Source organism: Streptomyces sp. AK010, from assembly GCF_014207295.1.
GTDB classification, from domain to species: Bacteria; Actinomycetota; Actinomycetes; order Streptomycetales; family Streptomycetaceae; genus Streptomyces; species Streptomyces massasporeus.
This window is the reverse complement of record NZ_JACHCX010000016.1, coordinates 80,489-105,234: the sequence shown is the minus strand read 5'-3', so window position 1 is coordinate 105,234 and position 24,746 is coordinate 80,489. Positions and strand designations below refer to the sequence as shown.

Annotated in this window: 26 protein-coding genes and 2 pseudogenes; 20 read left to right on the top strand and 8 right to left on the bottom strand. The window is 73.0% G+C overall.

The window, feature by feature from the left end:
- The first annotated feature begins 48 nt into the window (after positions 1-48).
- The 3 genes from bla (at position 49) to HDC93_RS27440 (ending at position 1,865) form a co-directional block, all read left to right on the top strand.
- Positions 49-972 carry a class A beta-lactamase gene (gene bla / locus HDC93_RS27450; protein WP_185013483.1) on the top strand — a complete coding sequence of 308 codons (924 nt, stop codon included), beginning with the start codon at positions 49-51 and terminating at the stop codon, positions 970-972.
- Position 973: 1 nt separating this feature from the next.
- Positions 974-1,114: a hypothetical protein gene (locus HDC93_RS27445; RefSeq protein WP_185013482.1), complete on the top strand. Its 141-nt coding sequence runs from the start codon at positions 974-976 to the stop codon at positions 1,112-1,114.
- A gap of 76 nt (positions 1,115-1,190) precedes the next feature.
- Entirely contained in the window at positions 1,191-1,865 is a 675-nt protein-coding gene (locus tag HDC93_RS27440) for a class I SAM-dependent methyltransferase (protein ID WP_185013481.1), read from the top strand.
- Between the two features lie 12 nt (positions 1,866-1,877).
- Here the strand turns inward: HDC93_RS27440 and HDC93_RS27435 are convergent, their stop codons facing one another.
- Positions 1,878-2,252 (bottom strand): fic family toxin-antitoxin system, toxin component, encoded by a 375-nt coding sequence (locus tag HDC93_RS27435; protein ID WP_185013610.1) that lies wholly within the window; start codon positions 2,250-2,252, stop codon positions 1,878-1,880.
- 4 nt (positions 2,253-2,256) lie between these two features.
- Positions 2,257-2,532, bottom strand: a complete 276-nt coding sequence (locus HDC93_RS27430) for a toxin-antitoxin system HicB family antitoxin (protein WP_185013480.1) — start codon at positions 2,530-2,532, stop codon at positions 2,257-2,259.
- Positions 2,533-2,667: 135 nt separating this feature from the next.
- Here HDC93_RS27430 and HDC93_RS27425 point away from each other — a divergent pair, with 135 nt between their 5' ends.
- Genes HDC93_RS27425 through HDC93_RS27415 form a run of 3 tightly spaced genes read left to right on the top strand, consistent with a single transcriptional unit; the run spans position 2,668 to position 6,536 of the window.
- Complete coding sequence (locus HDC93_RS27425; protein ID WP_185013479.1) at positions 2,668-3,483, top strand: ABC transporter ATP-binding protein; 816 nt, start codon at positions 2,668-2,670, stop codon at positions 3,481-3,483.
- 4 nt (positions 3,484-3,487) lie between these two features.
- Positions 3,488-6,055, top strand: a complete 2,568-nt coding sequence (locus HDC93_RS27420; protein ID WP_185013478.1) for an FtsX-like permease family protein — start codon at positions 3,488-3,490, stop codon at positions 6,053-6,055.
- A 55-nt stretch (positions 6,056-6,110) separates the two neighbouring features.
- Positions 6,111-6,536, top strand: coding sequence for a GNAT family N-acetyltransferase (locus HDC93_RS27415; RefSeq protein WP_185013477.1), 426 nt, complete (start codon positions 6,111-6,113; stop codon positions 6,534-6,536).
- Here HDC93_RS27415 and HDC93_RS27410 read toward each other — a convergent pair.
- A pseudogene (locus HDC93_RS27410) lies at positions 6,485-6,778 on the bottom strand (TetR-like C-terminal domain-containing protein); the annotation flags it as partial. The gene HDC93_RS27415 and the pseudogene HDC93_RS27410 overlap by 52 nt on opposite strands.
- Between HDC93_RS27410 and HDC93_RS38775 the strand changes: the two are divergent.
- The 6 genes and pseudogenes from HDC93_RS38775 to mug all read left to right on the top strand — a co-directional run.
- Positions 6,778-6,879 (top strand): annotated as a pseudogene (locus HDC93_RS38775) (MBL fold metallo-hydrolase); the annotation flags it as partial. The pseudogenes HDC93_RS27410 and HDC93_RS38775 overlap by 1 nt on opposite strands.
- Positions 6,880-7,045: 166 nt before the next feature.
- The gene (locus HDC93_RS27405) at positions 7,046-8,386 is read left to right on the top strand and encodes a hemolysin family protein (RefSeq protein ID WP_185013476.1); all 1,341 of its coding nucleotides are present in this window, start codon (positions 7,046-7,048) and stop codon (positions 8,384-8,386) included.
- Complete coding sequence (locus tag HDC93_RS27400; RefSeq protein WP_185013475.1) at positions 8,383-9,396, top strand: hemolysin family protein; 1,014 nt, start codon at positions 8,383-8,385, stop codon at positions 9,394-9,396. Before HDC93_RS27405 ends, HDC93_RS27400 begins: the two co-directional genes overlap by 4 nt.
- A 213-nt stretch (positions 9,397-9,609) precedes the next feature.
- Positions 9,610-10,389, top strand: a complete 780-nt coding sequence (locus HDC93_RS27395; RefSeq protein WP_185013474.1) for an SGNH/GDSL hydrolase family protein — start codon at positions 9,610-9,612, stop codon at positions 10,387-10,389.
- A gap of 92 nt (positions 10,390-10,481) precedes the next feature.
- Positions 10,482-11,924, top strand: coding sequence for an adenylosuccinate lyase (purB, locus tag HDC93_RS27390; RefSeq protein ID WP_185013473.1), 1,443 nt, complete (start codon positions 10,482-10,484; stop codon positions 11,922-11,924).
- A gap of 13 nt (positions 11,925-11,937) precedes the next feature.
- The gene (mug, locus tag HDC93_RS27385) at positions 11,938-12,483 is read left to right on the top strand and encodes a G/U mismatch-specific DNA glycosylase (RefSeq protein WP_185013472.1); all 546 of its coding nucleotides are present in this window, start codon (positions 11,938-11,940) and stop codon (positions 12,481-12,483) included.
- 4 nt (positions 12,484-12,487) lie between these two features.
- On the opposite strand, the gene HDC93_RS27380 is transcribed toward mug, so the two are convergent.
- Complete coding sequence (locus tag HDC93_RS27380) at positions 12,488-12,919, bottom strand: hypothetical protein (RefSeq protein WP_185013471.1); 432 nt, start codon at positions 12,917-12,919, stop codon at positions 12,488-12,490.
- Positions 12,920-12,974: 55 nt separating this feature from the next.
- Positions 12,975-13,163: a hypothetical protein gene (locus tag HDC93_RS39770; protein WP_398770997.1), complete on the bottom strand. Its 189-nt coding sequence runs from the start codon at positions 13,161-13,163 to the stop codon at positions 12,975-12,977.
- On the opposite strand from HDC93_RS39770, the gene HDC93_RS27370 reads away from it, so the two are divergent.
- Entirely contained in the window at positions 13,138-13,587 is a 450-nt protein-coding gene (locus HDC93_RS27370) for a response regulator transcription factor (protein WP_398986628.1), read from the top strand. The two genes, HDC93_RS39770 and HDC93_RS27370, sit on opposite strands and share 26 nt — an antisense overlap.
- An 89-nt stretch (positions 13,588-13,676) precedes the next feature.
- The gene (locus HDC93_RS27365) at positions 13,677-14,825 is read left to right on the top strand and encodes an ROK family transcriptional regulator (protein ID WP_185013470.1); all 1,149 of its coding nucleotides are present in this window, start codon (positions 13,677-13,679) and stop codon (positions 14,823-14,825) included.
- Between the two features lie 31 nt (positions 14,826-14,856).
- Here HDC93_RS27365 and HDC93_RS27360 read toward each other — a convergent pair whose 3' ends face one another.
- Both HDC93_RS27360 and HDC93_RS27355 read right to left on the bottom strand, forming a co-directional pair.
- The gene (locus HDC93_RS27360) at positions 14,857-15,618 is read right to left on the bottom strand and encodes a GntR family transcriptional regulator (protein WP_185013469.1); all 762 of its coding nucleotides are present in this window, start codon (positions 15,616-15,618) and stop codon (positions 14,857-14,859) included.
- Between the two features lie 167 nt (positions 15,619-15,785).
- Positions 15,786-16,670 carry an RNA polymerase sigma-70 factor gene (locus HDC93_RS27355; protein WP_185013468.1) on the bottom strand — a complete coding sequence of 295 codons (885 nt, stop codon included), beginning with the start codon at positions 16,668-16,670 and terminating at the stop codon, positions 15,786-15,788.
- A 109-nt stretch (positions 16,671-16,779) separates the two neighbouring features.
- Here HDC93_RS27355 and HDC93_RS27350 point away from each other — a divergent pair, with 109 nt between their 5' ends.
- The 5 genes from HDC93_RS27350 (at position 16,780) to HDC93_RS27330 (ending at position 22,932) form a co-directional block, all read left to right on the top strand.
- Entirely contained in the window at positions 16,780-17,433 is a 654-nt protein-coding gene (locus HDC93_RS27350; RefSeq protein WP_185013608.1) for an NADPH-dependent F420 reductase, read from the top strand.
- Between the two features lie 107 nt (positions 17,434-17,540).
- Positions 17,541-18,371: an alpha/beta fold hydrolase gene (locus HDC93_RS27345; RefSeq protein ID WP_185013467.1), complete on the top strand. Its 831-nt coding sequence runs from the start codon at positions 17,541-17,543 to the stop codon at positions 18,369-18,371.
- A gap of 66 nt (positions 18,372-18,437) precedes the next feature.
- The gene (locus HDC93_RS27340; RefSeq protein ID WP_185013466.1) at positions 18,438-19,877 is read left to right on the top strand and encodes a PLP-dependent aminotransferase family protein; all 1,440 of its coding nucleotides are present in this window, start codon (positions 18,438-18,440) and stop codon (positions 19,875-19,877) included.
- 127 nt (positions 19,878-20,004) lie between these two features.
- The gene (locus tag HDC93_RS27335; protein WP_185013465.1) at positions 20,005-21,567 is read left to right on the top strand and encodes an alkaline phosphatase; all 1,563 of its coding nucleotides are present in this window, start codon (positions 20,005-20,007) and stop codon (positions 21,565-21,567) included.
- 108 nt (positions 21,568-21,675) lie between these two features.
- Entirely contained in the window at positions 21,676-22,932 is a 1,257-nt protein-coding gene (locus HDC93_RS27330; protein ID WP_185013464.1) for a GNAT family N-acetyltransferase, read from the top strand.
- A 9-nt stretch (positions 22,933-22,941) separates the two neighbouring features.
- Here HDC93_RS27330 and HDC93_RS27325 read toward each other — a convergent pair whose 3' ends face one another.
- Complete coding sequence (locus HDC93_RS27325; protein WP_185013606.1) at positions 22,942-24,159, bottom strand: PLP-dependent aspartate aminotransferase family protein; 1,218 nt, start codon at positions 24,157-24,159, stop codon at positions 22,942-22,944.
- Between the two features lie 67 nt (positions 24,160-24,226).
- On the opposite strand from HDC93_RS27325, the gene HDC93_RS27320 reads away from it, so the two are divergent.
- Positions 24,227-24,718 carry an Lrp/AsnC family transcriptional regulator gene (locus HDC93_RS27320; protein ID WP_030835643.1) on the top strand — a complete coding sequence of 164 codons (492 nt, stop codon included), beginning with the start codon at positions 24,227-24,229 and terminating at the stop codon, positions 24,716-24,718.
- The last annotated feature ends 28 nt before the right edge of the window (positions 24,719-24,746 follow it).

Below are 24,746 nucleotides of genomic sequence, written 5' to 3'. Positions count from 1 at the left end.
CTCGCGGTGAAACCGAGGCTGGGCGTGATTGCGTGGTGAACTTCGTACGTGATCACCTCCGAAGGGACCATCTTGTACTCGAACGGATCACGCCCGTCCCGCCGTACGGCCCTCGTGCTGGGCACGGCCGTCGCTCTCTCACTGGGCGGCGGCACGGCCCACGCCCTGTCCGGCACCGGCGGCGTCACCGCGCGGCTGCGGGAACTGGAGCAGGAGCACACCGCCCGGCTGGGCGTGTACGGCCGCAACCTGCGCACCGGCCGGACGGTGGTGTACCGGGCCGACGAACGCTTCCCGATGGCCTCGGTGTTCAAGACGCTCGCCGCCGCGGCCGTCCTGCGCGACCTCGACCGCGACGGCGAGTTCCTGGCCCGGCGTATCCAGTACACCCAGGAGTACGTCACCAAGTCGGGCTACTCCCCCATCACCAAGGACCACGTCGCGACCGGCATGACCGTCGGCGAACTGTGCGACGCCACCATCCGCTTCAGCGACAACACCGCGGGCAACCTGCTCCTGAAGGAGCTGGGCGGGCCGACCGCCGTCACGCGCTTCGCCCGCTCGGTCGGTGACCGGGTCACCCGGCTCGACCGCTGGGAGCCCGAGCTCAACTCCGCGGAGCCGTGGCGCGTGACCGACACGACGACTGCGCGCGCCATCGGCCTGACCTACGCCCGGCTCGTGCTCGGCACCGCGCTGGAGCCCCGGGACCGGGCTCGGCTCACGGACTGGCTGCTGCGCAACACCACCAGCACCGAGAAGTTCCGCAAGGCCCTGCCCGCCGACTGGCTGATCGCCGACAAGACCGGCGGCGGACGCTACGGCGGCAACAACGACGTCGGCATCACATGGCCGCCGGACGGCCCGCCGATCGTGATGTCCGTCCTGACCACCCAGCCGGAGGAGGACGCCCCGGCCGACAATCCGCTGGTGGCCGGCGCTGCCGCCCTGCTGGCGGCGGAACTCGCCTAGCGTGGCCGCCGGCGGCAGGTCGTCGTGGGACCCCTGGCTGGTGACCGGCGCGCTCGGCGCCGCCGGTCTGCTCGCCCTGTCGGCACGGGAGGAGACCGGGAGCGACCACCTTCCCGTGCTGGGCCGGGTAATCCTTCGGTAGCGGACAGGGGTGCGACGGGCCCGTCCGGGGGACAATCGCTCTGAGGCGCAAGGCCAGCCTCGTCTGGGAGGTCCCCATGCCGCTCCGCTCCGGCAAGGTGCCACGGGACGCCGTGCACCATCCGCTGTTCGCCCGCTGCTACGCCCGGGTCAGTGTCGCCGCCGAGACCCGGATGGGCATGGGCCGGATCCGCGGGAGACTGCTCGACGGGCTGTCGGGGCGGGTGATCGAGATCGGCGCGGGCAACGGGCTGAACTTCGCGCACTACCCGCGTGCCGTCGCGGAGGTCGTGGCGATCGAACCGGAGCGGCGGCTGCGGCACCTGGCCGTGGCGGCCGCGCTGCGCGCCGAGGTGCCGGTGGACGTGGTGCCGGGAGCGGCCGAGGCGCTGCCGGTCAAGAGCGAGGGCTTCGACGCGGCCGTGGTGTCGCTGGTGCTGTGCAGTGTGCGGGACGTGCCCCGGGCGCTCGGGGAGCTGCGGCGGGTGCTCCGGCCGGGCGGCGAGGTGCGCTTCTTCGAACACGGCCGGGGCGGTGGCCGGGCGATGACCTTCACTCAGCACGCCCTGGACCGGACGGTGTGGCCGGTGCTGAGCGGGGGCTGCCACGTGGCACGGGAGCCGGTGCGGGCCCTGCGGGACGCCGGGTTCGAACTCGGCCCCTACCGGCAGGTCCTGATGCCCGAGGAGGGGCCGCGGCTGCCCAGCTCGTACTGCGTGCTGGGCACGGCGTGGCGTCCGGTCAGCGGGTAGTGCGGCCGGTGGTCACAGGCTCCACTGGCGCAGCTCCTGCTCGATGTCCCGTACGGACGCCTCACCGTTCTTGACCAGCCGGGCTAGGTCGCGGACCTGCTCGGGCGAGGTGATGACCTTGACACCGCTGGCGACGAGATAGGCGTAGGCCACGGCGGAGGCGAACAGGGCGTTGGAGCGCTCCAGCGCGGGCACGTGGAGCAGGAGCTGGAGCAGCGCGGCGGCGCGGGCGTGCGGGCTGTCGTAGACGGGGACGTCGAATATGGCGGCCTGGTGGCGGGCGACGGCGGCGACGAGGGCTCCCCAGTCGGTGACCTGGGGGTCTCCGGGGGTGTGGTGCTCGGCGAGCATCAGCAGCCAGGCGAGGTCGATGTCGAGGTTGTTCAACGGTTCAGCGGCGACCTTCGCGCGTGCCCTCACGGCCCTTCCCCACTCTCGGCTTCGCTCGAGCGGGGGCACCCCCATCGAACTCCTCGGCGAAGACGGACTCGTACTGCTTCATGAAGTCGGCGGCGGCCTCCACGAAGGTGTGGCCGACCTCGCCGGTGTCCTGTCTGACCAGTTCCTCGATGTAGCGGTTGACGCTCATGCCGCGGGAGAGGGCGCGTTCGCGGGCGGCGCGGGCGGTGCCCTCGTCGACGCGCACGTTCAGCTGGGTCTTCGCCATACCTCGAAGCTAGCGCGAGGGTGCTAGCACCGGCAAGGGCGGTGTCCGACCCGCGGAGGATACCGAGTGTGGGCCGGGTCACATTACCCTCGTGCAGGGCCAGGAGGTCCTGACGTCCACCCAGAGGAGGCGGCCTTGTCCACACCTGCTGCGGAGCACGCTCCCGGCCTCGCGCCGGCCGACGGGATCGCGGCCCGCGCCCGCGGTCTCACCAAGGCGTACGGCTCGGGCGAGACGGCCGTGCTCGCACTCGACTCGGTGGACGTGGACGTCGTCCGGGGCCGGTTCACCGCCGTGATGGGCCCGTCGGGCTCCGGGAAGTCCACCCTGATGCACTGTCTGGCGGGGCTCGACACCGTTTCGGCCGGTCAGGTGTGGCTCGGCGACACCGAGATCACGGGGCTGAGGGAGCGCGAGCTGACACGGCTGCGCCGCGACCGGATCGGGTTCATGTTCCAGTCGTTCAACCTCATCCCGACCCTGAACGCGCTGGAGAACATCACCCTGCCGATGGACATCGCGGGCAGGAAACCGGACGAGAAGTGGCTGGACCAGGTGATCGACACCCTGGGCCTGCGGGACCGGCTCGGGCACCGGCCGTCGCAGCTGTCCGGCGGGCAGCAGCAGCGCGTGGCCTGCGCGCGGGCGCTGGCCTCCCGGCCCGAGCTGATCTTCGCGGACGAGCCGACCGGCAACCTCGACTCGCGGGCCGGCCTGGAGGTGCTCGGCTTCCTGCGCGAGGCGGTCGACCAACTGGGGCAGACCGTCGTCATGGTCACCCACGACCCCGGCGCCGCCGCCCACGCGGACCTGGTGCTCTTCCTCGGGGACGGCCAGATCGTCGACGAGATGCAGCGCCCCACGGCGGAGGCGGTCCTGGAGCGGATGAAGCGGTTCGACGTGATCCGCACCCGGTACGAAAACGCCCCCGCGTCCCCCGAGGAGAACTGAGCCCGTGCTCAAGGCGACCCTGCGGAGCTTCCTGGCGCACAAGGGGCGGCTGCTGCTCTCCGCGCTCGCCGTCCTGCTGTCCGTCGCGTTCGTCACGGGGAGCCTGATCTTCTCGGACACCGTCAGCCGTACGTTCGACCGGCTGTTCGCCTCCACCGCGGCCGATGTCACGGTCAGCCCGAAGGAGGACCTCGACGAGGCGGTGCCCTCCGGCCGGACGGCCACCCTGCCGGCCGCGCTCGCCGAACGGGTCCGGCAGGTCGACGGGGTCGCGGCGGCCCGCGCGGACGTCAAGGTGAACGGCCTCACGGTCGTCGACGAGGACAACCGGCCGGTGGGCCCGACCGCCGGGGCACCGACGCTCGGCTACGCCTGGAACCCGAGCGAGCGCAGCCCGGTCGAGCTGACCTCGGGCCACGCCCCGCGCGGCCCCGCCCAGGCGCTGCTCGACTCCGAGACCGCCGACCGCAGGAACGTGCGCATCGGCGACCCCCTCACCGTCATCGCGCCCCCCGGGTCGTTCAAGGTGCGGGTCGTCGGCATCGTCACGTTCACGACGACGAACCCCGGTTCCGCGCTGTTCTACTTCGACACGCCGACGGCTCAGACGAAGCTGCTGGGCCGGCCGGGGACGGCGACCGGCATCTCGGTCGACGCGGCGGCGGGCGTCGGCGACGCTCAGCTCAAGCAGCGCGTGGCCGCCGCGCTCGGCGCGCACACCTACGACTTCAGGACGGCCGGCGAACAGGCCAAGTCGGACGTCGAGCAACTGGGCGGGTTCCTCGACGTCATCAAGTACGTGATGCTCGGCTTCGCCGGGATCGCCGTGCTGGTCGGCGTGTTCCTGATCGTCAACACCTTCTCCATGCTCATCGCCCAGCGCACCCGCGAACTCGGTCTGCTGCGCGCCCTCGGTGCCGACCGGCGCCAGGTCCGCGGCTCGGTGCTCACCGAGGCCCTGCTGCTCGGCCTGGTCGGCTCCACGCTGGGACTCGCCGCGGGCATCGGGCTCGCGGCCGGGCTGATCGGTCTGATGGGCCTGCTCGGCATGAACATCGACGCCGACGAGATGGAGATCGGCTGGGTGACCCCGGTGGCGGCGTACGTCGTCGGACTCGGTGTCACCTTCGTCGCCGCCTATCTCCCGGCGCGGCGGGCCGCGAGTGTCTCGCCGATGGCCGCGCTCTCGGACGCCGAGGTCGCCGGGGTGGGCCGGCCGCTGCGGATGCGCGCGGTGGCGGGCGGGATCGTCGGGGCGGCCGGTGCGGCGGCGCTCGCGGGGTGCGCGGTGTCGCGGCAGACCTCGTCGGCGGCGTCCCTGCTGGGCCTCGGCGTGGTGCTCACCCTGATCGCGACCGTGGTCGCCGGACCGCTGCTGGTGCGTCCGGTGATCCGGGTGCTGGGCGCGGCCTTCCCGGCGCTGTTCGGGTCGATCGGGCGGATGAGCCAGCGCAACGCCCTGCGCAATCCCCGCCGTACCGGAGCCACGGCTGCGGCCCTGATGGTGGGGATCGCCCTGGTGGGCGGGATGTCGGTGGCGAGCGAGTCGATGACGGCGTCGTTCGACCGGCAGATCGACACGACGCTGGGCGCCGACTTCGTGATCCAGAACGCCAACTTCCAGCCGTTCCCGCAGGAGGTCACCGGCAAGGTGCGCGGCACCGACGGGGTGGGCCTGGTCGTGCGCGGGCGGTTCACCCCGGTCGCGGTGCGGCTCCCGGACGGCGACCGCGTGGAGACCACCGCCGCGGGCTACGGTCCGCGGCTCGACGACGTCGCCAACATCACCTACGTGCAAGGGGACTCCGCGTCCGCGCTCGCGCCCGGGCGGCTCGCCATGGACCGGGACTTCGCACGCGACCACGGCGTGCGGGCGGGCAGCACCCTCCCGGTGGAGTTCCCGGGCGGACGCTCGGCCGAGCTGACGGTCGGCGCGCTCACCGACCAGGACTCCGCCGAGGGATTCGGCACCCAGGGCGGGCTGTTCTTCGGGCTGGGCACCCTGGAGCGGTACGCGCCGGGCGGGCAGGATTCCGCGCTTTACGTCAACGCCGCCGCCGGCACGGGTGACGACGAGCTGCGCGCGAACCTGGAGGAGACGCTGGAACCGTACCCGCAGGTGCGGGTGCGGGACCTGGCCGACTACAAACGGCTGGTCCACGACCAGATCGCCGTCCTGCTGTACCTCGTGTACGCGCTGCTCGGGCTGGCGATCATCATCGCGGTGCTGGGCGTGGTCAACACCCTCGCGCTGTCGGTGGTCGAACGCACCCGGGAGATCGGCCTGTTGCGGGCGATCGGGCTGGCCCGGCGTCAGCTGCGGCGGATGATCCGGCTGGAGTCGGTGGTGATCGCGGTGTTCGGCGCGGTCCTCGGGCTGGTGCTGGGGCTGGTGTGGGGGGTGTGCATGCAGCAGGTGCTGGCGCTCCAGGGCATGACGGCGCTGGCGATCCCATGGGTCACGATCGTGCTGGTGGTGGTCGGCTCGGCGGTGGTCGGGGTCGTGGCGGCGCTGTTGCCGGCGTTGCGTGCCTCCCGGATGAACGTACTGGCGGCCATCGCGCAGGAGTGACGTCCGTATGGTGAAACGGTCTGACGGGGCTCGACGCGGGTGATGTGATCCTGGGATGACCGACGTGCGCATCCGGCCCGCGACGCCCGAGGACCTCGACGCCGTGCCGGCCTTCTGGAAGGTGGCCGCCGAGGGCACGAGCATCAGCGACGACCGCGGTGGTGTGGAGCGGCTCGTCGCCCGTGATCCCGAGGCGCTGATCCTCGCCGAGAGCGGCGGCGACCTGGTGGGCACGGTGATCGCCGGGTTCGACGGCTGGCGCTGCCATCTGTACCGGCTGGCCGTGCACCCGGACCGCCGCCGCCAGGGCATCGCGTCCGCGCTGCTCGGCGCCGCGGAGGAGCGGTTCGTACGGCTCGGGGGGCGCCGCGCGGACGCGATGGTGCTCACCCGCAACGAGATCGCGCACGGGGCGTGGGACGCCGCCGGTTACGAGCCCGAGGAGCAGTGGCGGCGCTGGGTCAAGCCTTTGACCGACTGAGCCCGTGCCGGGGGCGTGGACGCCGGCACTGCCCGCGACCGCTTCTGGACGCCGCGCAGGACTCCGGCCACGAGCCGCCGGGCGTAGGCGGCGTCGAGGCCGTCCGGGCGGAACAGGATGCGGTACATCATGGGCGCGACGACCCGGTCGATGACCGACTCGGCGTCGGGGGTCCGCTCCCCGCGCCGGGTCGCGCGGGTGAGGATGACGTCGATCTGCTCGGCGGCGTAGGCAGAACGTCGGCACGGACACCCTCCTCCTGGGCACTCACTTCGCACCGCCCACCGCGGGGCGGGTCGTCACTCACGGGGGCGCCTACCGGCTCTCGCCCGCCGGTGCCTGACCGGCCACGCCCGGGCGACTTTGAGGGCTTTGCCCATCCTTTACCCTTGATTGGCCACTCGGTCCTGCATGAAAGGTTGTGAGCGTCCGCCCATGGGCGAGCGTCCCCGTGCGCGACACCGCGCGTTCCGCCCCGTCCTGGAGAACCATGGAACGGGGGTGAACCGATGACCGAAGTGCTCCTCCTCCTGGCGGCGATCCTGCTCTCGCTCGCCTGCGGCGCCTTCGTGGCGGCCGAGTTCTCCCTCACCACGGTCGAGCGCGCCGAGCTGGAGCGGGCCGTCGAGCGCGGTGAGCGCGGTGCACAGGGCGCGCTGAAGGCCGTACGGAGTCTGACGTTCCAGCTCTCCGGTGCGCAGCTCGGCATCACCGTCACGAACCTGGTGGTCGGCATGCTCGCCGAGCCGTCGATCGCCGCCATGATCGCCGGGCCGCTGGAGGATCTCGGCATCTCGCGCTCGGCGTCGCACAGCATCGCGCTGGTGATCGGCACCGCCTTGTCCACGGTGTTCCTGATGGTCGTCGGCGAGCTGGTGCCGAAGAACTGGGCGATCTCCTCGCCGCTGGCCGTCGCCAAGACCGTGGGCAACGCGCAGCGATGGTTCAGTGCGGCGTTCCGGCCGTTCATCCGGCACCTCAACAACACGGCGAACCGGGTCGTGCGGCGGATCGGCGTCGAGCCCGCCGAGGAGCTCGCCTCGGCGCGCGGGCCCCAGGAGCTGGCGGCCCTCGCCCGGCACTCCGCGAAGGAGGGCGTCCTGGAGCCCGACACCGCCGAGCTGTTCGTGCGGACCCTGAACCTCGCCGACCTGACCGCGGAGAACGTGATGACGCCCCGGGTGCAGGTCGTCGCGCTGGAGGTGCAGGCGACCCTGGAGGACGTCGCGAACGCGACCCGGGCGACCGGCCTGTCCCGGTTCCCCGTCTACCGCGGGACGCTCGACTCGGTCGTCGGAACGGCCCACGTCAAGGACGTGCTGGCGGTGCCGGCCGAGCGCCGCACGCGGATCTACGTCTCCGAGCTGATGCGCGAACCGCTGCTGGTCCCGGAGACGCTCACCGTCGACCGGCTCCTGGACCGGCTCTCCGGCAAACGCACGATGGCCGTCGTGATCGACGAGTACGGCGGCACGGCGGGCGTGGCCACGCTGGAGGACATCGTCGAGGAGGTCGTCGGCGAGGTGCGCGACGAGCACGATCCGCACGAGACCCCGGACCTGGCCTCGGCCGGCACGGACGAGTCCGGGCACGCGCTGTACTCGGCCGACGGCTCCGCCCGCGTGGACCACCTGGAACGCGTCGGGCTGCGCGCTCCGGAGGGGCCCTACGAGACGCTCGCCGGACTGGTGGCCACGGTGCTCGGCCGGATACCGGCCGCCGGGGACACCCTCGAGATCGCCGGCTGGCACCTGGAGGTCCTGGACGCGACGGGGCGCAGGGCCGCCCGTGTCCGGCTGCGTGCCCCACTCGACGACCACGGGACCGACGAGAAGGGGGTGGAGCTGTGACCGCCGTCCAGCTGCTGATCGGACTGGCGACGCTCGTCGTCAACGCCTTCTTCGTCGGCGCCGAGTTCGCGCTGATCTCGGTGCGCCGCAGCCAGATCGAGCCCTACGCCGACCAGGGTGACCGGCGCGCGAAGAGTGTGCTGTGGGGCCTGGAGCACGTGTCCGCGCTGATGGCCGCCGCACAGCTCGGCATCACGCTGTGCACGCTGGTGCTGGGCGTGGTGGCCGAGCCGGCGATCGCGCATCTGCTGGAGCCGGTGTTCCACGCGGTGGGCGTGCCCGCGGGCGCGGGGCACGCGGTGTCCTTCGTGATCGCGCTGTCCCTCGCGACCTATCTGCACATGCTGCTCGGCGAGATGGTGCCGAAGAACATCGCGCTCGCCGAGCCGGTGCGCAGCGCGCTGGCGCTCGGGCCGCCCCTGGTGGCGCTGTCCCGGGCGCTGCGCCCGGTGATCTTCACGGTGAACGCGTTCGCGAACGCCCTGCTGAAGCTGCTGCGGGTCGAGGCCCGGGAGGAGGTCGCCGCCTCCTACTCGGACGCGGAGATAGCGCAGATCGTGAAGGACTCCAGCGAGGCCGGCCTGATCGACGACCGGGCCCAGGAGCGGCTGCGGGACGCGCTGGAGCTGGGCCGCCGCCCGGTGCGGGACGTGGTGATGCCGCTGGAGGACGTGGTGTACGCGAGCGTCGGCATCACGCCGGAGGAGCTGGAGCGGCTGTCGGCGGAGTCCGGGTTCTCGCGTTTCCCGGTGGTGGACGAGGGGCGGAGGATCGTGGGCTACCTGCACGTGAAGGACGCCCTGGACGCCGTCGGGCGGGACACGCCGTTCCGGCTGCGGGACATGCGCCCCATCGCACGCGTGCGGGAGCACACGCCACTGGACGACGTCCTCACGGCCATGCGAGGCAGCCGCACACACCTCGCGGCCGTCCTCGGGGCGGACGGGCGGATGGCCGGGCTGGTGACCATGGAGGACGTACTGCGGGAGCTGTTCGGGCAGCGGACGTGAGACGCGGGGCGGGGCGGCGAGGCCGGCGTGCGGGATGTCCGAGGGTGGTCCGTGGGGACCGGCGTGCGGGATGTCCGGGGGGGGGCCGTGACGGTCGGCGTGCGGGATGTCCGGGTGGTGGTCCGTGAGGGCCGGCGTGCGGGATCTCGGGGCGGGAGTCCATGGAGGCCGACCGACTGATGGGTATGTGCACGGGATACCATTTCCGTCGCCATGCAGACGAACCCTACCTACAGCAGCCTGGTCGCCCTCGGCGACTCCTTCACCGAGGGCATGTCGGACCTGATGCCCGACGGCACCTACCGGGGCTGGGCCGACCTCCTCGCCGCGCGGATGGCGGCCCGGACGCCCGGCTTCCGGTACGCCAACCTGGCCGTGCGCGGCAAGCTGATCCAGCAGATCGTCGACGAGCAGGTCGACGTCGCGGCAGCCATGGGTGCCGACGTGATCACCCTGGTCGGCGGGCTCAACGACACGCTGCGGCCCAAGTGCGACATGGGCCGGGTCCGCGGGCTCCTGGAGGAGGCCGTGGAGAAGCTGGCCCCCGCCTGCCGGCAGCTCGTCCTGATGCGCAGCCCGGGCCGCCAGGGCCCCGTCCTGCAGCGGTTCCGGCCTCGCATGGAGGAGCTGTTCGCCTGCGTCGACGAGCTGGCCGACCGGCACGGCGCGATCGTCGTCGACCTGTACGGCGCGCCGTCCCTGAGCGACCCGCGGATGTGGGACGTGGACCGGCTGCACCTGACGGCCGAGGGCCACCGCCGGGTCGCGGAGGCGGTGTGGCAGACGCTGGGCCACGACCCCGAGGACGCCGAGTGGCACACGCCGATGCCGGCGACACTGCCGCCGGGCTGGGTCCTGCGACGGGTCGCGGACGCCCGGTTCGCCCGGCAGCACCTGCTGCCGTGGATAGGCCGCCGTCTGACGGGCCGCTCCTCGGGCGACGGACTGCCCCCGAAGAGGCCCGAGCTGCTGCCGTACGAGGACCGGGCGTAGCCCCAGGTGGAGAGGGCCCCGGTGCTCTCGTAGGTTCCGACAAGGACACCCGCGGCGCTGGCCTGCACGAATCGCCAGTAGAATCCGTGCACGTGACTTCCGCTCCCGCCAAGCCCCGCATCCCGAACGTCCTCGCCGGACGCTACGCCTCCACCGAGCTCGCCACGCTCTGGTCGCCCGAGCAGAAGGTGAAGCTGGAGCGCCGGCTCTGGCTCGCCGTGCTGCGGGCCCAGAAGGACCTCGGGATCGAGGTGCCGGACGCGGCGCTCGCCGACTACGAGCGTGTCCTCGACACCGTCGACCTGGCCTCGATCGCCGAGCGCGAGAAGGTCACGCGGCACGACGTGAAGGCGCGGATCGAGGAGTTCAACGACCTCGCCGGGCACGAGCACGTGCACAAGGGCATGACCTCCCGCGACCTCACCGAGAACGTCGAGCAGCTCCAGATCCGCCTCTCGCTGGAGCTGGTGCGCGACCGCACGGTCGCCGTCCTGGCCCGGCTCGGCAAGCTGTCCGGCGAGTACGGTGAGCTGGTCATGGCCGGCCGCTCCCACAACGTCGCCGCGCAGGCCACCACCCTCGGCAAGCGCTTCGCCACCGCCACCGACGAACTGCTCGTCGCGTACGGCCGGGTCGAGGAGCTGCTGGGCCGCTACCCGCTGCGCGGCATCAAGGGCCCGGTCGGCACCGCGCAGGACATGCTGGACCTGCTGGGCGGGGACGCCGGGAAGCTCGCGGACCTGGAGCAGCGGATCGCCACGCACCTGGGCTTCTCCCAGGCGTTCACCTCGGTCGGCCAGGTCTACCCGCGCTCACTGGACTACGAGGTCGTCACCGCGCTGGTGCAGCTGGCGGCGGCCCCGTCGTCGCTGGCCAAGACGATCCGGCTGATGGCCGGGCACGAGCTGGTCACCGAGGGCTTCAAGCCCGGCCAGGTCGGCTCCTCGGCGATGCCGCACAAAATGAACACCCGCTCCTGCGAGCGCGTCAACGGCCTGATGGTGATCCTGCGCGGCTACGCCTCGATGACCGGCGAGCTGGCGGGCGACCAGTGGAACGAGGGCGACGTGTCCTGCTCGGTGGTGCGCCGGGTCGCCCTGCCTGACGCGTTCTTCGCCCTGGACGGTCTGCTCGAGACGTTCCTGACGGTGCTCGACGAGTTCGGCGCGTTCCCGGCGGTCGTCGCCCGTGAGCTGGACCGCTACCTGCCGTTCCTCGCCACCACCAAGGTCCTCATGGGCGCCGTGCGCGCGGGCGTCGGCCGGGAGCTCGCGCACGAGGCGATCAAGGAGAACGCCGTCGCCTCCGCACTCGCCATGCGCGAGCAGGGCGCCGAGCGCAACGAGCTGCTCGACAAGCTGGCCGCCGACGCGCGCATCCCGCTGGACCGGGACCAGCTGGACGCGCTGATGGCCGACAAGCTGTCCTTCACCGGTGCCGCGGGCGACCAGGTCGCCGCCGTCGTCGCCCGGGTCGAGGAGATCGTGAAGCAGCACCCCCAGGCCGCTGGCTACACGCCCGGCGCGATCCTCTGACGCGCCTTCCCTGATGGCGCGATTCACGCCCGAGGAGCTGGAGGCCGCCCGCGACCGCGTCGTGCCCGACGTGGTCGCGGAGGGTCTGCACGTCCTGTTCTGCGGCATCAACCCGGGCCTGATGACCGCCGCGACGGGCCATCACTTCGCCCGCCCGGGCAACCGCTTCTGGCCGGTGCTGCACCGGTCCGGTTTCACGCCGCGGCTGCTGAAGCCGTCCGAGCAGCGGGAGTTGCCGTCGTACGGGCTCGGCATCACCAACGTCGTGGCGCGGGCCTCCGCGCGGGCCGACGAGCTGAGCGCCGAGGAGTACCGGGAGGGCGGGCGGCTGCTCGCGGCGAAGGTGCAAGGGCTGCGGCCGCGTTGGCTGGCCGTGGTGGGGGTGACCGCGTACCGCGCTGCCTTCGACGACCGCAAGGCGCAGGTGGGGCCGCAGGCGCGGACGATCGGGGACACGCGCGTGTGGGTGCTGCCGAATCCGAGCGGGCTGAACGCGCACTGGACGCTCGACACGATGGCCGAGGAGTTCGGACGGCTGCGGGAAGCCGCCGGAAGCTGACCGCCTACGGGGGGTCCGTCTCCGTGACCAGGGCCAGCAGTTGGACCTCCCGCGAGGGGTCCCGGTCCGCGACCGCCACGGCGACCCAGCGGCCCGTGCCCTCCACCTGCCACAGGTGCGCGACGCCCGCCCGCGCGCTCAACTCCGCCCATGGCACGGGGACCTCCTCCCGCTCGGTGCGCAACAGGACGGTCCGCAGGTTGTACGGAAGGGTGTCGCCCCAGCGGGAGGCGAGGAGCTCGTAGACGGCGTCGCGGTCCTTCTCGAACTGGTCGATCGTCACCGCCCTGGCCGCCGGGTCGTCGTCGGTCGCGGCCTCTAACACCGCGATGTGGTGACCGGGCCCCGAGGCACCGACGTCCGACGGGCCGTGCTCCGCCGGAAAGGGGCGGTAGCACAGCTCGTCGATGAGGGCGATGTGCTGTGCGATGTTCATGGGTCCAGTAAACCCGCCGCCACTGACACTTGGCGGGGCATCGACCGGCTCGCCCTCACGCGTCCCTGCGGCGCACGCTCCAGGCTCCCGCGAGCAGGGCGGCGGCCGTCCACAGCGCGGTCACCGCGAGCCCCGACCACGGCCCGAGCGTGCCGTCGTACGTCTCCCGGAGGACCAACTGCCCGGCCTTGTCGGGCAGGAAGTCGGCGACGGTGCCCGTGGCGTCGCCGATCACGAACGACACGACGAGGATGAACGGCACCAGCAGGGAGAGGGTGGCCACGCCGCTGCGGAGCAGGGCCGCGACACCCGCGGCGAACAGGGCCGTCAGCATGAGGTACACGCCGCACGCGGTGCGGCTGATCGCGGAGGGCGAGTCACTGCTGTTCCCGGCATGGGTGCGCCAGCTCGCCGCCGAGTACGGCGACACCGGCGGGAACCGTGCGGCCCGGGCCGTGCTGGAGCGGGCCCAGCTGACCGAACGCGAGGCCGAGGTGCTGCGGCTGATGGCGCGGGGCCTGTCGAACGCGGAGATCGCCGCCCGGCTCGTCGTCGGAACCGAGACGGTGAAGTCGCATGTCAGCGCGGTGCTGTCGAAGCTGGGGGCGCGGGACCGCACCCAGGCGGTGATCGCGGCCTACGAGTCGGGCTTCGTGGCGCCGGGCTGATCACCGAGGTCCGGTGCCCGCCCCTCGCCGGGGTGTGCCCTGCCGAAGTACGATCCGGCCAACACGCGCACGACCTGGGAGGACGGACGGTGGGGCGGCTGACCGGCGGGGATCCCTCGCTGCTGCGAAGGATCAACTCCGCGGTGGTGCTGCACGCGCTGCGCGCCGCGGACTGCGCGACGCTGACCGAGATCACCCGGGTGACGGGGCTGTCCCGGCCGACCGTGGAGGGCGTCGTCGAAGGGCTCATCGAGGCCGGGCTCGTCGTCGAGCAGGCCGCCGAGGAGGGCGCCGCCCGACGGCAGGGGCGTCCGGCGCGGCGGTTCCGGTTCCGGGCGGAGGCCGGGCATCTGCTCGGGCTGGAGATCGGGGCGCACCGGGTGTCCGCGCTGCTGTCCGACCTGGACGGCCGTGTGATCGGCGCCCAGGCCAAGGAAGTGCCGGAGACGGCGGGGGCCGACGAGCGGCTGGAGCGGCTGCGCGGGGCCGTCGCCGAGCTGCTGCGGCGGGCCGGGGTCGCGCGCGGCTCGCTGCGGGCCGTGGGTGTGGCGACGCCCGGGATCGTCGAGGCCGACGGCACGGTCCGGCTGGGCACGGCGCTGCCGGGGTGGACGGGTCTGCGGCTGGGCGAGCGGCTTGGCCGGTCGTTCAAGTGCCCGGTCCTGGTGGAGAACGACGCCAACGCCGCGGCCGTCGCCGAGCACTGGAAGGGCTCGGCCACCGAGTCGGACGACGTGGTGTTCGTGCTGGCGGGGCTCAGCCCGGGGGCCGGTTCCCTGATCGGGGGCCGGCTGCACCGGGGCTACGGCGGGGCGGCCGGCGAGATCGGCGCGCTGCATCTGCTGGGCCGGGGGGTGACGCCCGAGACGCTCCTGTCCACCACGGACGAACCTCTCCACCCGCTCGACGAGCAGGCCGTCGCCGGGGTCTTCGCGCAGGCCCGCGAGGGCGACCAGCGGGCCCGCGCGGCCGTCGAACGCTTCATCCAGCGCCTGGTCCACGACGTGGCGGCCCTGGTCCTCGCCCTGGACCCCGAGCTGGTCGTCATCGGCGGCTGGGCGGCGGGCCTGGACGGTGTCCTGGCCCCCCTCCGCGAGGAACTCGCCCGCTACTGCCTGCGCCCCCCGGCGGTGACCCTCTCCGCCCTGGGAGACGCGGCCGTGGCAACCGGTGCCCTGCGCCTGGCCCTGGACCATGTGGAGGAGCAGCTGTTCGCGGTGGAACAACGCCCCCTTTAGCGGCGCGGGGCTGCCCCCCGGTATCGAACGGTCAGGACGCCTTCTGCCGAGGCCCGGCGTGAATCTCCACGCCACCCGAGTCACCGAAGGTCAACCGGCACGTGTCAGCCCGGTACGTCGCCACCGACAACGCGGACGTACGCCCCCCGGCCACGAACCGAGTGGTCACCACCAGCACGGGCGCCCCCGGCAGCCGGTCCAGCTCCTTCGCCTCCTCGGCCCCGGCGGAACCGAGCTCCACCGCGCTCTCCTGCCGCTCCAGCGCCGGCCGCTGCAGCTCCCGCAGCACCGCACGCGCGCGTGCCGCTCCGGACGGCGCGTCGATGCCGGAGAGCTCGGGCACCGAGGGCTGCGGAATGTACAGCAGTTCCGCGGCGACCGGCCGGCCGTGCGAGACGCGGGAGCGCCGCACGATGTGCACGGGTTCCTCGCGGCCGGTCTCCAGCGCGTCGGCGACGGCCGCCGGAGGCACGGCCGTGGTGCAGTCGACGGGCTGCCAGTCGTCCTCGGGGCCGCCCGGCCAGGTGTGCGGGCCGGTGCCGAGGGAGACGCCCATGCGGGGCGGCGCGACGGTCGTACCGACACCGCGGCGGCGCTGCAGCCTGCCTTCGAGTTCGAGCTGCTCCAGCGCCTGGCGCAGCGTGGCGCGGGCGACGCCGAAGCGTGCCGCCAGGTCGCGCTCGTTGGGCAGGATCTCGCCCACCGCGAACTCCGAGTCGAGCGCTTCACTGAGCACCGTCTTGAGATGCCAGTACTTCGGTTCCTGCACCGATTCCAGCTGCGTGGTCCCCACCCTGTCCTCCGCAATCGCCGTGGTCGGCGGCGTTTTAGCGCCCTTGTTTATTAAAGGTTGTTGCACTTCTCTGCGACCATAGGGCGGCCCTGATCCTTGGTCAAGACCAATGGCCGGGAACGTTCACGGCCCTGTACGAGGGGCCGCTGACCGGCTCGGCGGCGTGTCTAGCCGGCGGCCAGCGACCGCAGCTTGTCGGGGTTGCGGATGATGTAGACCGCCTGCACGCGGCCGTCGGCCACGTCGAGCTGGAAGACGGAGTCGGGCTTGCCGCCGGACAGGATCAGCGCGGCCGGGCCGCCGTTGAGCTCCAGGAACCGCACGGACAGGCCCGGGAGGCTCTTCTGTGCGACGCCGACGAGGAAGCGGCCCACCTTGTCGGCGCTCTGCAGGACCCGCAGCGGCGCCTGCGACTTGCCGCCGCTGTCGCCGACGAGCCGGACCTCCGGGGCGAGCAGCGCCATCAGACCTTCGAGGTCGCCGTCGGCCGCGGCGGCGAGGAACCGCTCGGTGAAGTCGCGGCGCTGGGCGGGGTCGACCTCGTAGCGGGGGCGCCGCTCCTCGACGTGCTTGCGGGCCCGCCCGGCCAGCTGACGCACCGCCGGTTCGCCGCGGTCGAGCATGGCGGCGATGTCGGCGTAGGGGAAGGCGAAGGCCTCGCGCAGCACGAACACGGCCCGCTCCAGCGGTGACAGCGACTCCAGCACGACGAGGACGGCGACGGAGACGGAGTCGGCGAGCACGGCCCGCTCAGCGGTGTCGGGCACGGTGTCGCCGAAGTCGGTGACGTACGGCTCGGGCAGCCAGGGTCCGACGTACGTCTCGCCGCGTGCCTTGATCTGGCGCAGGCGGTCGATGGCGAGCCGGGTGGTGATCCGCACGAGGTAGCCGCGCGGTTCGCGCACGTCCGCGCGGGGTGCGCCGGACCAGCGCAGCCAGGCTTCCTGGACCATGTCCTCCGCGTCGGCGACGCGGCCCAGCATGCGGTACGCGACACCCAGCAGGACGGGACGGTGGGTTTCGAAGACGTCGGTCGCGGTCTCGGTGGTCACGGCTCCATCCCAGCCCACCGATGGTGCCCTGTCCAGGCGGAACCACCCCTTCCCGGACAGAATGGCCGACAGGACGCCGGTGATCGGCGGCACGGCTGCGGAGGTGGCGATGCGGTACGCGGTGCTGGGCACGGGGCAGGTCGGGCGCACGCTCGGCGGACGGCTGGTGGAGCTGGGTCACGAGGTGCGGCTCGGCTCGCGCACACGGGACAACACGGCCGCCGTGCAGTGGGCCGCTTCAGTCGGCCCGAGCGCGGGCGCGGGGACGTTCGCCGAGGCGGCGGAGTTCGGTGAGGTCGTGGTGAACGCGGTCGGCGGGCGGGTGGCGCTCGCCGCGCTGGAGGCGGCCGGGGCGGAGAACGTCGACGGGAAGGTCGTCGTGGACGTGTCCAACCCGCTGGCCTTCGAGGAGGGCGAGCTGCGGCTGTCCCCGGTCGGCTCGGACAGTGTGGGCGAGCAGATCCAGCGGGCGTTTCCGCACGCGCGCGTGGTGAAGTCGCTCAACACGGTCAACTGCCGGGTGATGGTGGATCCGGCCAGTGTGCCGGGCGAGCACAACGTCTTCGTCTGCGGGGACGACCCGGGCGCCAGGGAGCAGGTGACGGCGCTGCTCGGGGAGTTCGGCTGGCCCGCGGAGCGCGTCCTCGACCTGGGCGGCATCCGGGCGGCTCGCGCCGTGGAGATGTGGCTGCCCCTGTGGGTCGGCCTGTTCCAGAAGTTCGGGCACGCCGAGTTCAACCTGGAGGTGCGGCGGGCCCGTTGAGCGGTCCGGCGCCGTGAAGCCGGCGCCCCCATGGGGCTACCCGCGGGTAGCAATTGCTGACAAGCTGTCTACGGCGTCCGTCAGCGAGTACAGCCGAGGAGCACCCCATGTCCGCCACCGTCTCCTTCAAAGTCGCCTCCGCGCAGGGCGAGCAGAGCGTGACCCTGTCCTACACACGCCGGGGCAGCGGTGAACCGCTGCTCCTGCTGCACGGCATCGGCCACCACCGGCAGGCGTGGGAACCGGTGATCCCCGCGCTCGCGGCCGAACGCGACGTGATCGCCGTGGACCTGCCCGGTTGCGGCGATTCACCGGCGCTCCCGGACGGCATGGCGCACGACCTGCCGACGATGAGCACGGTCCTGAAGGCGCTCTTCGGGGCGCTGGAGATCGAACGGCCGCACGTGGCGGGCAACTCGCTCGGCGGCCTGCTGGCGCTGGACCTGGCGCGGGCCCGGCTCGTCCGCTCGGTGACCGCCCTGTCCCCCGCCGGGTTCTGGAACGAGGCCGAGCGCCGCTACGCCTTCACCGTGCTGTCGACGATGCGGCAGATCGCCCGCCGCCTGCCGCCGCCGGTGGTCGAGCGGCTGGCCCGGCCGGCCCTCGGCCGAACCCTGCTGACCAGCACCATCTACGCCCGCCCGGGCCGCCGCTCACCCGAGGCCGTGGTAGCGGAGACGCTCGCGCTGGCGAACGCCCAGGGCTTCTCCGAGACACTGCGCTCCGGGCGGACCGTGCAGTTCACCGACGACATCGTGGGCACGCCGGTCACCGTGGCGTGGGGCAGCCGGGACCGGCTGCTCATCCCCCGCCAGGGCGTGCGCGCCAAGGGCGTGATCCCGCAGGCCAGGCTGGTGCGGCTGCCCGGCTGCGGCCACGTCCCGATGAACGACGACCCGGCGCTGGTGGCCCGGGTGGTCCTCGACGGCAGCCGCTGACCCGCCCCGGGTACGGCGAGCCTCAGCGGTCTCCCCTGCCTTGGGAACCCTCTAAGGTCTCCCCTCATGGGACCAGTGCAGCGGGATCCGGGCGACGGTACGGCGTCCGCCGCCTGGGAGCTGCTGCTCCCCGCCGTCTCGGCTCCGGCACGCACGCGTGGCCGGTCCCTGCGGGCGGCACTGCGCGAGGCGGTCCGCTCGGGCCGGCTCGCGCCGGGCACGCGGCTGCCGTCGAGCCGGGACCTCGCGGCGGACCTGGGGGTCTCGCGCGGGCTGGTGACGGAGGCGTACGAGCAGTTGACGGCCGAGGGGTATCTGCGCAGCGGCCGGGGCGCCGGGACCTGGGTGGGCGCGGCCGTCCGGGCCGCGCGGCCGCGGGCGCACGACCTGGCTCCGCGCGTCCCCGGCGCCCGCGCGGACTTCGTGCCCGGGACGCCGGACCTGGCCCTGTTCCCGCGTGCGGCGTGGGCCGCCGCGCAGCGCGGCGTGCTGACGGACCTCCCGCACCAGGAGCTGGGCTACCCCGATCCGCGCGGGCTGCCGAGGCTGCGCACCGCGCTGGCCGAACTGCTCGCCCGGCGGCGGGGCGTGGTCGCCGACCCGGAGCGGATCGTGGTCGTCTCCGGGGTGGCCCAGGCGACGGCGCTGCTCGGTTTCGCGCTGCACGCGCGCGGGGTGCGCACCGTCGGTGTGGAGGACCCGGGCAGTCCCCAGCACGAAGCGCTGTACGCCTCGGCCGGCGTCACCGCCGTGGCGCTGCCGCTGGACGACGAGGGGGTCGCCCTGGAGCCGCTGCGGTCCTCGGGCGTGCGGGCTGTGGTGACGACTCCGGCCCACCAGTTCCCCACCGGCCTCGCCTACTCGGCCCGGCGGCGAGCGGAACTGCTGAACTGGGCGCGGTCGGTGGACGGCATCGTCCTGGAGGACGACTACGACGGCGACTTCCGTTACGACCGTGCTCCCGTCGGCGCGCTCCAGGGCCTCGACCCGGACCACGTGGCGTACACGGGCTCGGTCAGCAAGTCCCTCGCGCCGGGCCTGCGGCTGGGCTGGCTGCTGGTGCCGGACTCCTGGACGGAGGAGGTCGTCGAACGCAAGCGCACGATGGATCTCGGCCACCCGGCCCTCGACCAGGCCCTGTTCGCCCGGTTCCTGGAGCGCGGCGACTACGACCGCCAGTTGCGCCGCTGCCAGCGCGCCTACCGCGACCGGCGCGACGCGCTGGTCGCCGCCCTGGACGCGCACTTCCCCGGATCGGAGGTGTCCGGGATCGCCGCAGGCCTGCACGTGATCGCCACACTGCCGCAGGAGTACGGGCCCGAGGCGCGGTTCCTCGCGCGGGCGGCGGAGGCGGGGGTCGCGGTGCGCCCGCTCTCGGCCTACGCCCACGCGCCGGCCGGGCCCGAGGGGGACAAGGAGATCCGGCTCGTCCTGGGCTACGCCCATGTGCCGCCCGCCCGGATCGCCGAGGGCGTGCGTCTGATGGCCGAGGCGGCGACCGGGTGAGCCGACCGGTTCGAGCGTTCCCTCACCCTGCGGTCAGTTGTTCACTTGGGGTTCGTGTGGGCGCTGCGGCGTGCCAGTAGTTGTGGCTCTGCACACTTGGCCGGATCCCGTCCCTGGAGGCGCATCCATGTCCCACCGTCCGTTGCCCGGGCGCCGTAGCGTCCTGCGTGGCTCCCTCGCCGCGTCGGCGGCCCTGTCCCTGCCCACCGCTCTCGGAGCGGCGCCCGCCTTCGCCCGCTCCGGGCGCCCGACGGCGGGGTGGGGTGTGCAGGCGGGTGACGTGACCTGCGACTCCGGGCTGGTGTGGGTGCGCTCCGACCGGCCGGCCCGGATGATCGTCGAGACGTCGGCGACCGAGTCGTTCCGCAACCCCCGCAGATGGCACGGGCCGCTGCTGGGCCCCGGCACCGACTTCACCGGCACGACCCGGCTGCACGGCCTGCCGTCCGGCGAGCAGATCCACTACCGCGTGCTGCTCGCCGACCCGGACGACCCGCGCCGCGCCGGCGAGCCGGTCACGGGCACCTTCCGCACCGCATCCGCCAAGCGCCGTGACGGCGTGCGGTTCGTCTGGTCCGGCGACCTGGCCGGGCAGGGCTGGGGCATCAACCCGGAGCTCGGCGGCTACCGCATCTACGACGCGATGGGCGCCCTCGACCCCGACTTCTTCCTCTGCAGCGGCGACAACATCTACGCCGACGGCCCGATCACCGGCACCGTGGCCCTGCCCGACGGCCGGACCTGGCGGAACATCACCACCGAGGAGAAGGCGAAGGTCGCCGAGACGCTCGCGGAGTTCCGCGGCAACTTCCGCTACAACCTCCTGGACGAGAATCTGCGGGCCTTCAACGCGCGGGTCCCGTCCATCGTCCAGTGGGACGACCACGAGGTCCTCAACAACTGGTACCCGGGCGAGATCATCACCGACACCCGGTACACCGAGAAGAACGTCGACGTGCTCGCCGCCCGCGCCCGCAGGGCCTTCTCCGAGTACTTCCCGATCTCCACGCTGCGCCGCCCCGACGGCCGGGTCTACCGCGCGCAGCACCACGGCCCGCTGCTGGACGTGTTCGTCCTGGACATGCGCACCTACCGCAACGCCAACTCGCCGGGCGACCAGCCGGTCGACCCGCAGGGAATCCTCGGCCGGGAGCAGCTGGAGTGGCTCAAGCGCGAGCTGTCCCGCTCCCGGGCGGTGTGGAAGGTGATCGCCGCCGACATGCCGGTCGGCCTCGTCGTCCCGGACGCGCCGAACATCGAGGCCGTCGCGCAGGGCGACCCCGGCAAGCCGCTCGGGCGCGAGCTGCAGATCGCCGAACTGCTGCGGTTCGTCAAGCACCGCCGGATCACGGGCACGGTGTGGCTCACCGCCGATGTGCACCACACCTCGGCGCAGCACTACCAGCCGTCCAAGGCCGCCTTCACCGACTTCGAGCCGTTCTGGGAGTTCGTCTCGGGTCCGCTCAACGCCGGTGCCTTCCCCGCGAGCGCGCTCGACGCCACCTTCGGCCCGGACCGCGTGTTCGTGAAGGCGCCGACGACCGCCAACGTCTCCCCCGCCGGCGGTTACCAGTTCTTCGGCGAGGTCGACATCGACGGCCACAGCGGGGAGCTGACGGTGCGTCTGCGGGAGCAGGACGGCGCCGTGCTGTTCACCCAGACCCTCCAGCCGGGCCTGGTCGGCCAGTAGCACGCAGCGCAACGTTTGAAGCGTTGACAAAGAGGGCAAAAGGCCCCCTTTACCCGCCGGTCACAATGCGTTCGCGATCACGCAACACCGTTCCGTCACAGTGGGTGCATGACGCGAGACGTAGCTCGAGTGACGCACCCTGACGACAACTGCCGCCCCGCCACCTCGTGGCAGCGGGCCACGGCGGCGTTCCACGCCTGGCGGACACGTCGCCAGGAACACGCACCGCCGACGAGTGATACCGGGTCCCCGGCACCGGAGCCGGTGCCGGGGGCGAACACCCTGTGGCGGATGCGGACCACGGTTCAGGACGAACCGGGGTCCCTGGCCGCGCTGTGCGGTGCCCTGGCCGGGCGGCGCGTCGACATCCTGAGCCTGCAGACGCACCCGCTGGCCACGGGCACGGTCGACGAGTTCCTGCTGCGGGGCCCGGCCGGTCTGCCGGCGTCCGAGGTCACCACGGCCGTCGAGTCGGCCGGTGGCACCGACACCTGGATCGAGCGGGCCGACGCCCACGACCTGGTGGACGCGCCGACCCGGGTCCTCGGACTCGCCGCCCGCACGGCCCTGGACGCGGCGGAACTGCCGCTGGCCCTGAGGCAGTTGCTCGGCCGGTGCACGATCCGGTCCCGTCCCGCTCCGGCCGGCGGCGGCCGGGCCACGGAAGGCGTTCCCGTGGAGGGCGCCCTCGACGACACCGTGATGCGGCTGCGCGGCCCGGAAGGCGGCGTGATCACCGTCGAGCGGCCGTATCTGCCCTTCACCCCCACCGAGTTCGCCCGGGCCAGGGCCCTGGTGGAACTCGACGCCCGGCTCGGACCGCGTCTGCCGCACGGCCGGGACGTGCTCACGCTCGCCGAGGGCAGCGACATCACCGTGCGGCGGGCCGACACCCGTGACCTCGAAGCGGCCAGGGCGATGCACGAGCGCTGCTCTGCGAGCACGCTGAGGCTGCGCTATCACGGGCCCGTCGGTGACGCCGACCGCTACCTCAACCACCTGCTCAGTCCGCGCTACGGCCGCACCCTCGCCGTGCAGACGGCCTCCGGGCGGGTCGTCGGGCTCGGTCACCTCCTGTGGGACGGGGACGAGACGGAGGTCGCGCTGCTCGTCGAGGACGCGTGGCAGCGGCGGGGTGTCGGGGCGCAGTTGCTGTCGCGGCTCGTGGCCATGGCCGTCGAGGCGGGGTGCTCCAGTGTGTACGCCGTGACACAGGCGTCCAACACGGGGATGGTCGCCGCCATGCGGGGGCTGGGGCTGCCTCTCGACTACCAGGTCGAGGAGGGGACGCTGGTGATCACGGCGCGGCTGGGTGAGGCGATCGCGACGAGTGCGGAGGAACTGGGGAGCGCCTCCGCGTCCTAGGGGCGTTCGTCAGTGGGCGGGCACGGGTTCGGCGTGGCTTGTCGCGCAGTTCCCCGCGCCCCTTCCGGGGCGCCCCAGCGACCGGTCGAGATCCGACCAGAGGTCCTCCACGTCCTCCAGCCCCACCGACATGCGCAGGAGCCGGTCGCTCACGCCGGCTCCCCTGCGGTCGTCCGCGTCGACGATGCGGTGGCTGATGGAGGCCGGGTGCTGGATGAGGGAGTCCACGCTGCCGAGGCTCACCGCCGGGGTGATCAGGCGGACCGCGCCGATCACCTCGTGCGGGTCGCCGTACACCTCGAAGGCGACCATCGCGCCGCCTGTGCGCGGGTAGTGGACGCGGGCGACGCGCGGGTCGGCGGCGAGGCGGCGGACGAGTTCGGCCGCCGTGGCGGAGGCCGCCCGGACCCGGACGGGAAGGGTGGACAGGCCGCGCAGCAGCAGGTAGCCGGCCAGCGGGTGCAGAACGCCGCCCGTGGCGAAGCGCACCTGCCGCAGCCGGCCCGCGAACTCCTCGTCGCAGGCGACCACGCCCGCGAGGACGTCGCCGTGCCCGCCGAGGTACTTGGTGGCGCTGTGCAGGATAAGCCGGGCCCCGTGCTCGGCGGGGCGCTGGAGGACCGGCGTGGCGAAGGTGTTGTCGACGAGCAGCGGCACCGAGCCGCAGGCGTGCGCGAGGGCCCGCAGGTCGACCTCGGCGAGCGTGGGGTTGGCCGGGGACTCGACCAGGACGAGTCCGGTGTCCGGGCGCAGGGCGTCGGCGACACCGGCCGGGTCGGTCCAGGTCACCTCCGAGCCCAGCAGCCCGGCCGTCAGCAGGTGGTCGCTGCAGCCGTACAGGGGGCGTACGGCGACGACATGCCGCAGGCCCACGGAGCCGCGCACGAGCAGGACGGCGCTGAGCGCGGCCATGCCGCTCGCGAACGCCACGGCCGCCTCGGTGCCCTCCAGGCGGGCCAGGGCGGTCTCGAAGCGGGCGACGGTCGGGTTGCCCAGCCTTCCGTAGACGGGCGGGCCGTCCGGCTCCGCGCCGGTGGTGGCGAACGCGTCGATCCGGGCCGCCTCGCCGCGGCTGTCGTACGACGGGTAGGTGGTGGACAGGTCGATGGGCGGGGCGTGCAGACCCTGCCGGGCGAGGTCGTCCCGCCCGGCGTGCACGGCCTCGGTGGCGAGGGCTCGCGGTGCGGGGCGTATGTCGTCGTGGGCGCGCGTGCTCGTTGTGTCCATGTCCATGGTGGGCAAGGGTGAACATCGGCCGGGCTGCCGGGTGCGGCTCCCGTGCTACGTTCGGCCGATGGCTGAATCTGTCGTACTCGATCCGGTGGATCTCCATCTGTTGCGGCTGTTGCAGAACGACGCCCGGGCGACCTACCGGGATCTGGCCGCGCAGGTCGGGGTGGCGCCGTCGACGTGTCTGGACCGGGTCACGCGGCTGCGCCGGTCGGGCGTCATCCTCGGGCACCGGCTGGAGCTGGATCCGGCCAAGCTGGGACGGGGACTGGAAGCCCTGCTGTCGGTGCAGGTCAGGCCGCACCGCCGGGAGCTGGTGGGACCGTTCGTGGAGCGGATCCGGGTCCTGCCGGAGTCGCGGACGGTCTTCCACCTGACCGGTCCCGACGACTATCTGGTCCATGTCGCCGTCGCCGACATGGCCGACCTGCAGCGGCTGGTGCTGGACGAGTTCACGTCGCAGCGGGAGGTGGCACGGGTGGAGACCCGGCTGATCTTCCAGCAGTGGGAGTGCGGGCCGCTGCTGCCGCCTTCGCCCTCGGCTCAATCGGCGTGACGTGCGTGGTCCGTCGTACGAGGATGGC

Excerpts from the sequence above, each read along its gene's own strand:
- mug (WP_185013472.1), top strand. The coding sequence starts at position 11,938 with ATGGCGCGATTCACGCCCGAGGAGCTGGAGGCCGCCCGCGACCGCGTC.
- HDC93_RS27345 (WP_185013467.1), top strand. The coding sequence starts at position 17,541 with ATGTCCGCCACCGTCTCCTTCAAAGTCGCCTCCGCGCAGGGCGAGCAG.
- HDC93_RS27330 (WP_185013464.1), top strand. The coding sequence starts at position 21,676 with ATGACGCGAGACGTAGCTCGAGTGACGCACCCTGACGACAACTGCCGC.
- HDC93_RS27335 (WP_185013465.1), top strand. The coding sequence starts at position 20,005 with ATGTCCCACCGTCCGTTGCCCGGGCGCCGTAGCGTCCTGCGTGGCTCC.
- HDC93_RS27380 (WP_185013471.1), bottom strand. The coding sequence starts at position 12,919 with ATGAACATCGCACAGCACATCGCCCTCATCGACGAGCTGTGCTACCGC.
- HDC93_RS27415 (WP_185013477.1), top strand. The coding sequence starts at position 6,111 with ATGACCGACGTGCGCATCCGGCCCGCGACGCCCGAGGACCTCGACGCC.
- HDC93_RS27405 (WP_185013476.1), top strand. The coding sequence starts at position 7,046 with ATGACCGAAGTGCTCCTCCTCCTGGCGGCGATCCTGCTCTCGCTCGCC.
- HDC93_RS27320 (WP_030835643.1), top strand. The coding sequence starts at position 24,227 with ATGGCTGAATCTGTCGTACTCGATCCGGTGGATCTCCATCTGTTGCGG.
- HDC93_RS27350 (WP_185013608.1), top strand. The coding sequence starts at position 16,780 with ATGCGGTACGCGGTGCTGGGCACGGGGCAGGTCGGGCGCACGCTCGGC.
- HDC93_RS27430 (WP_185013480.1), bottom strand. The coding sequence starts at position 2,532 with ATGGCGAAGACCCAGCTGAACGTGCGCGTCGACGAGGGCACCGCCCGC.
- HDC93_RS27440 (WP_185013481.1), top strand. The coding sequence starts at position 1,191 with ATGCCGCTCCGCTCCGGCAAGGTGCCACGGGACGCCGTGCACCATCCG.
- HDC93_RS27395 (WP_185013474.1), top strand. The coding sequence starts at position 9,610 with ATGCAGACGAACCCTACCTACAGCAGCCTGGTCGCCCTCGGCGACTCC.
- HDC93_RS27325 (WP_185013606.1), bottom strand. The coding sequence starts at position 24,159 with ATGGACACAACGAGCACGCGCGCCCACGACGACATACGCCCCGCACCG.
- HDC93_RS27340 (WP_185013466.1), top strand. The coding sequence starts at position 18,438 with ATGGGACCAGTGCAGCGGGATCCGGGCGACGGTACGGCGTCCGCCGCC.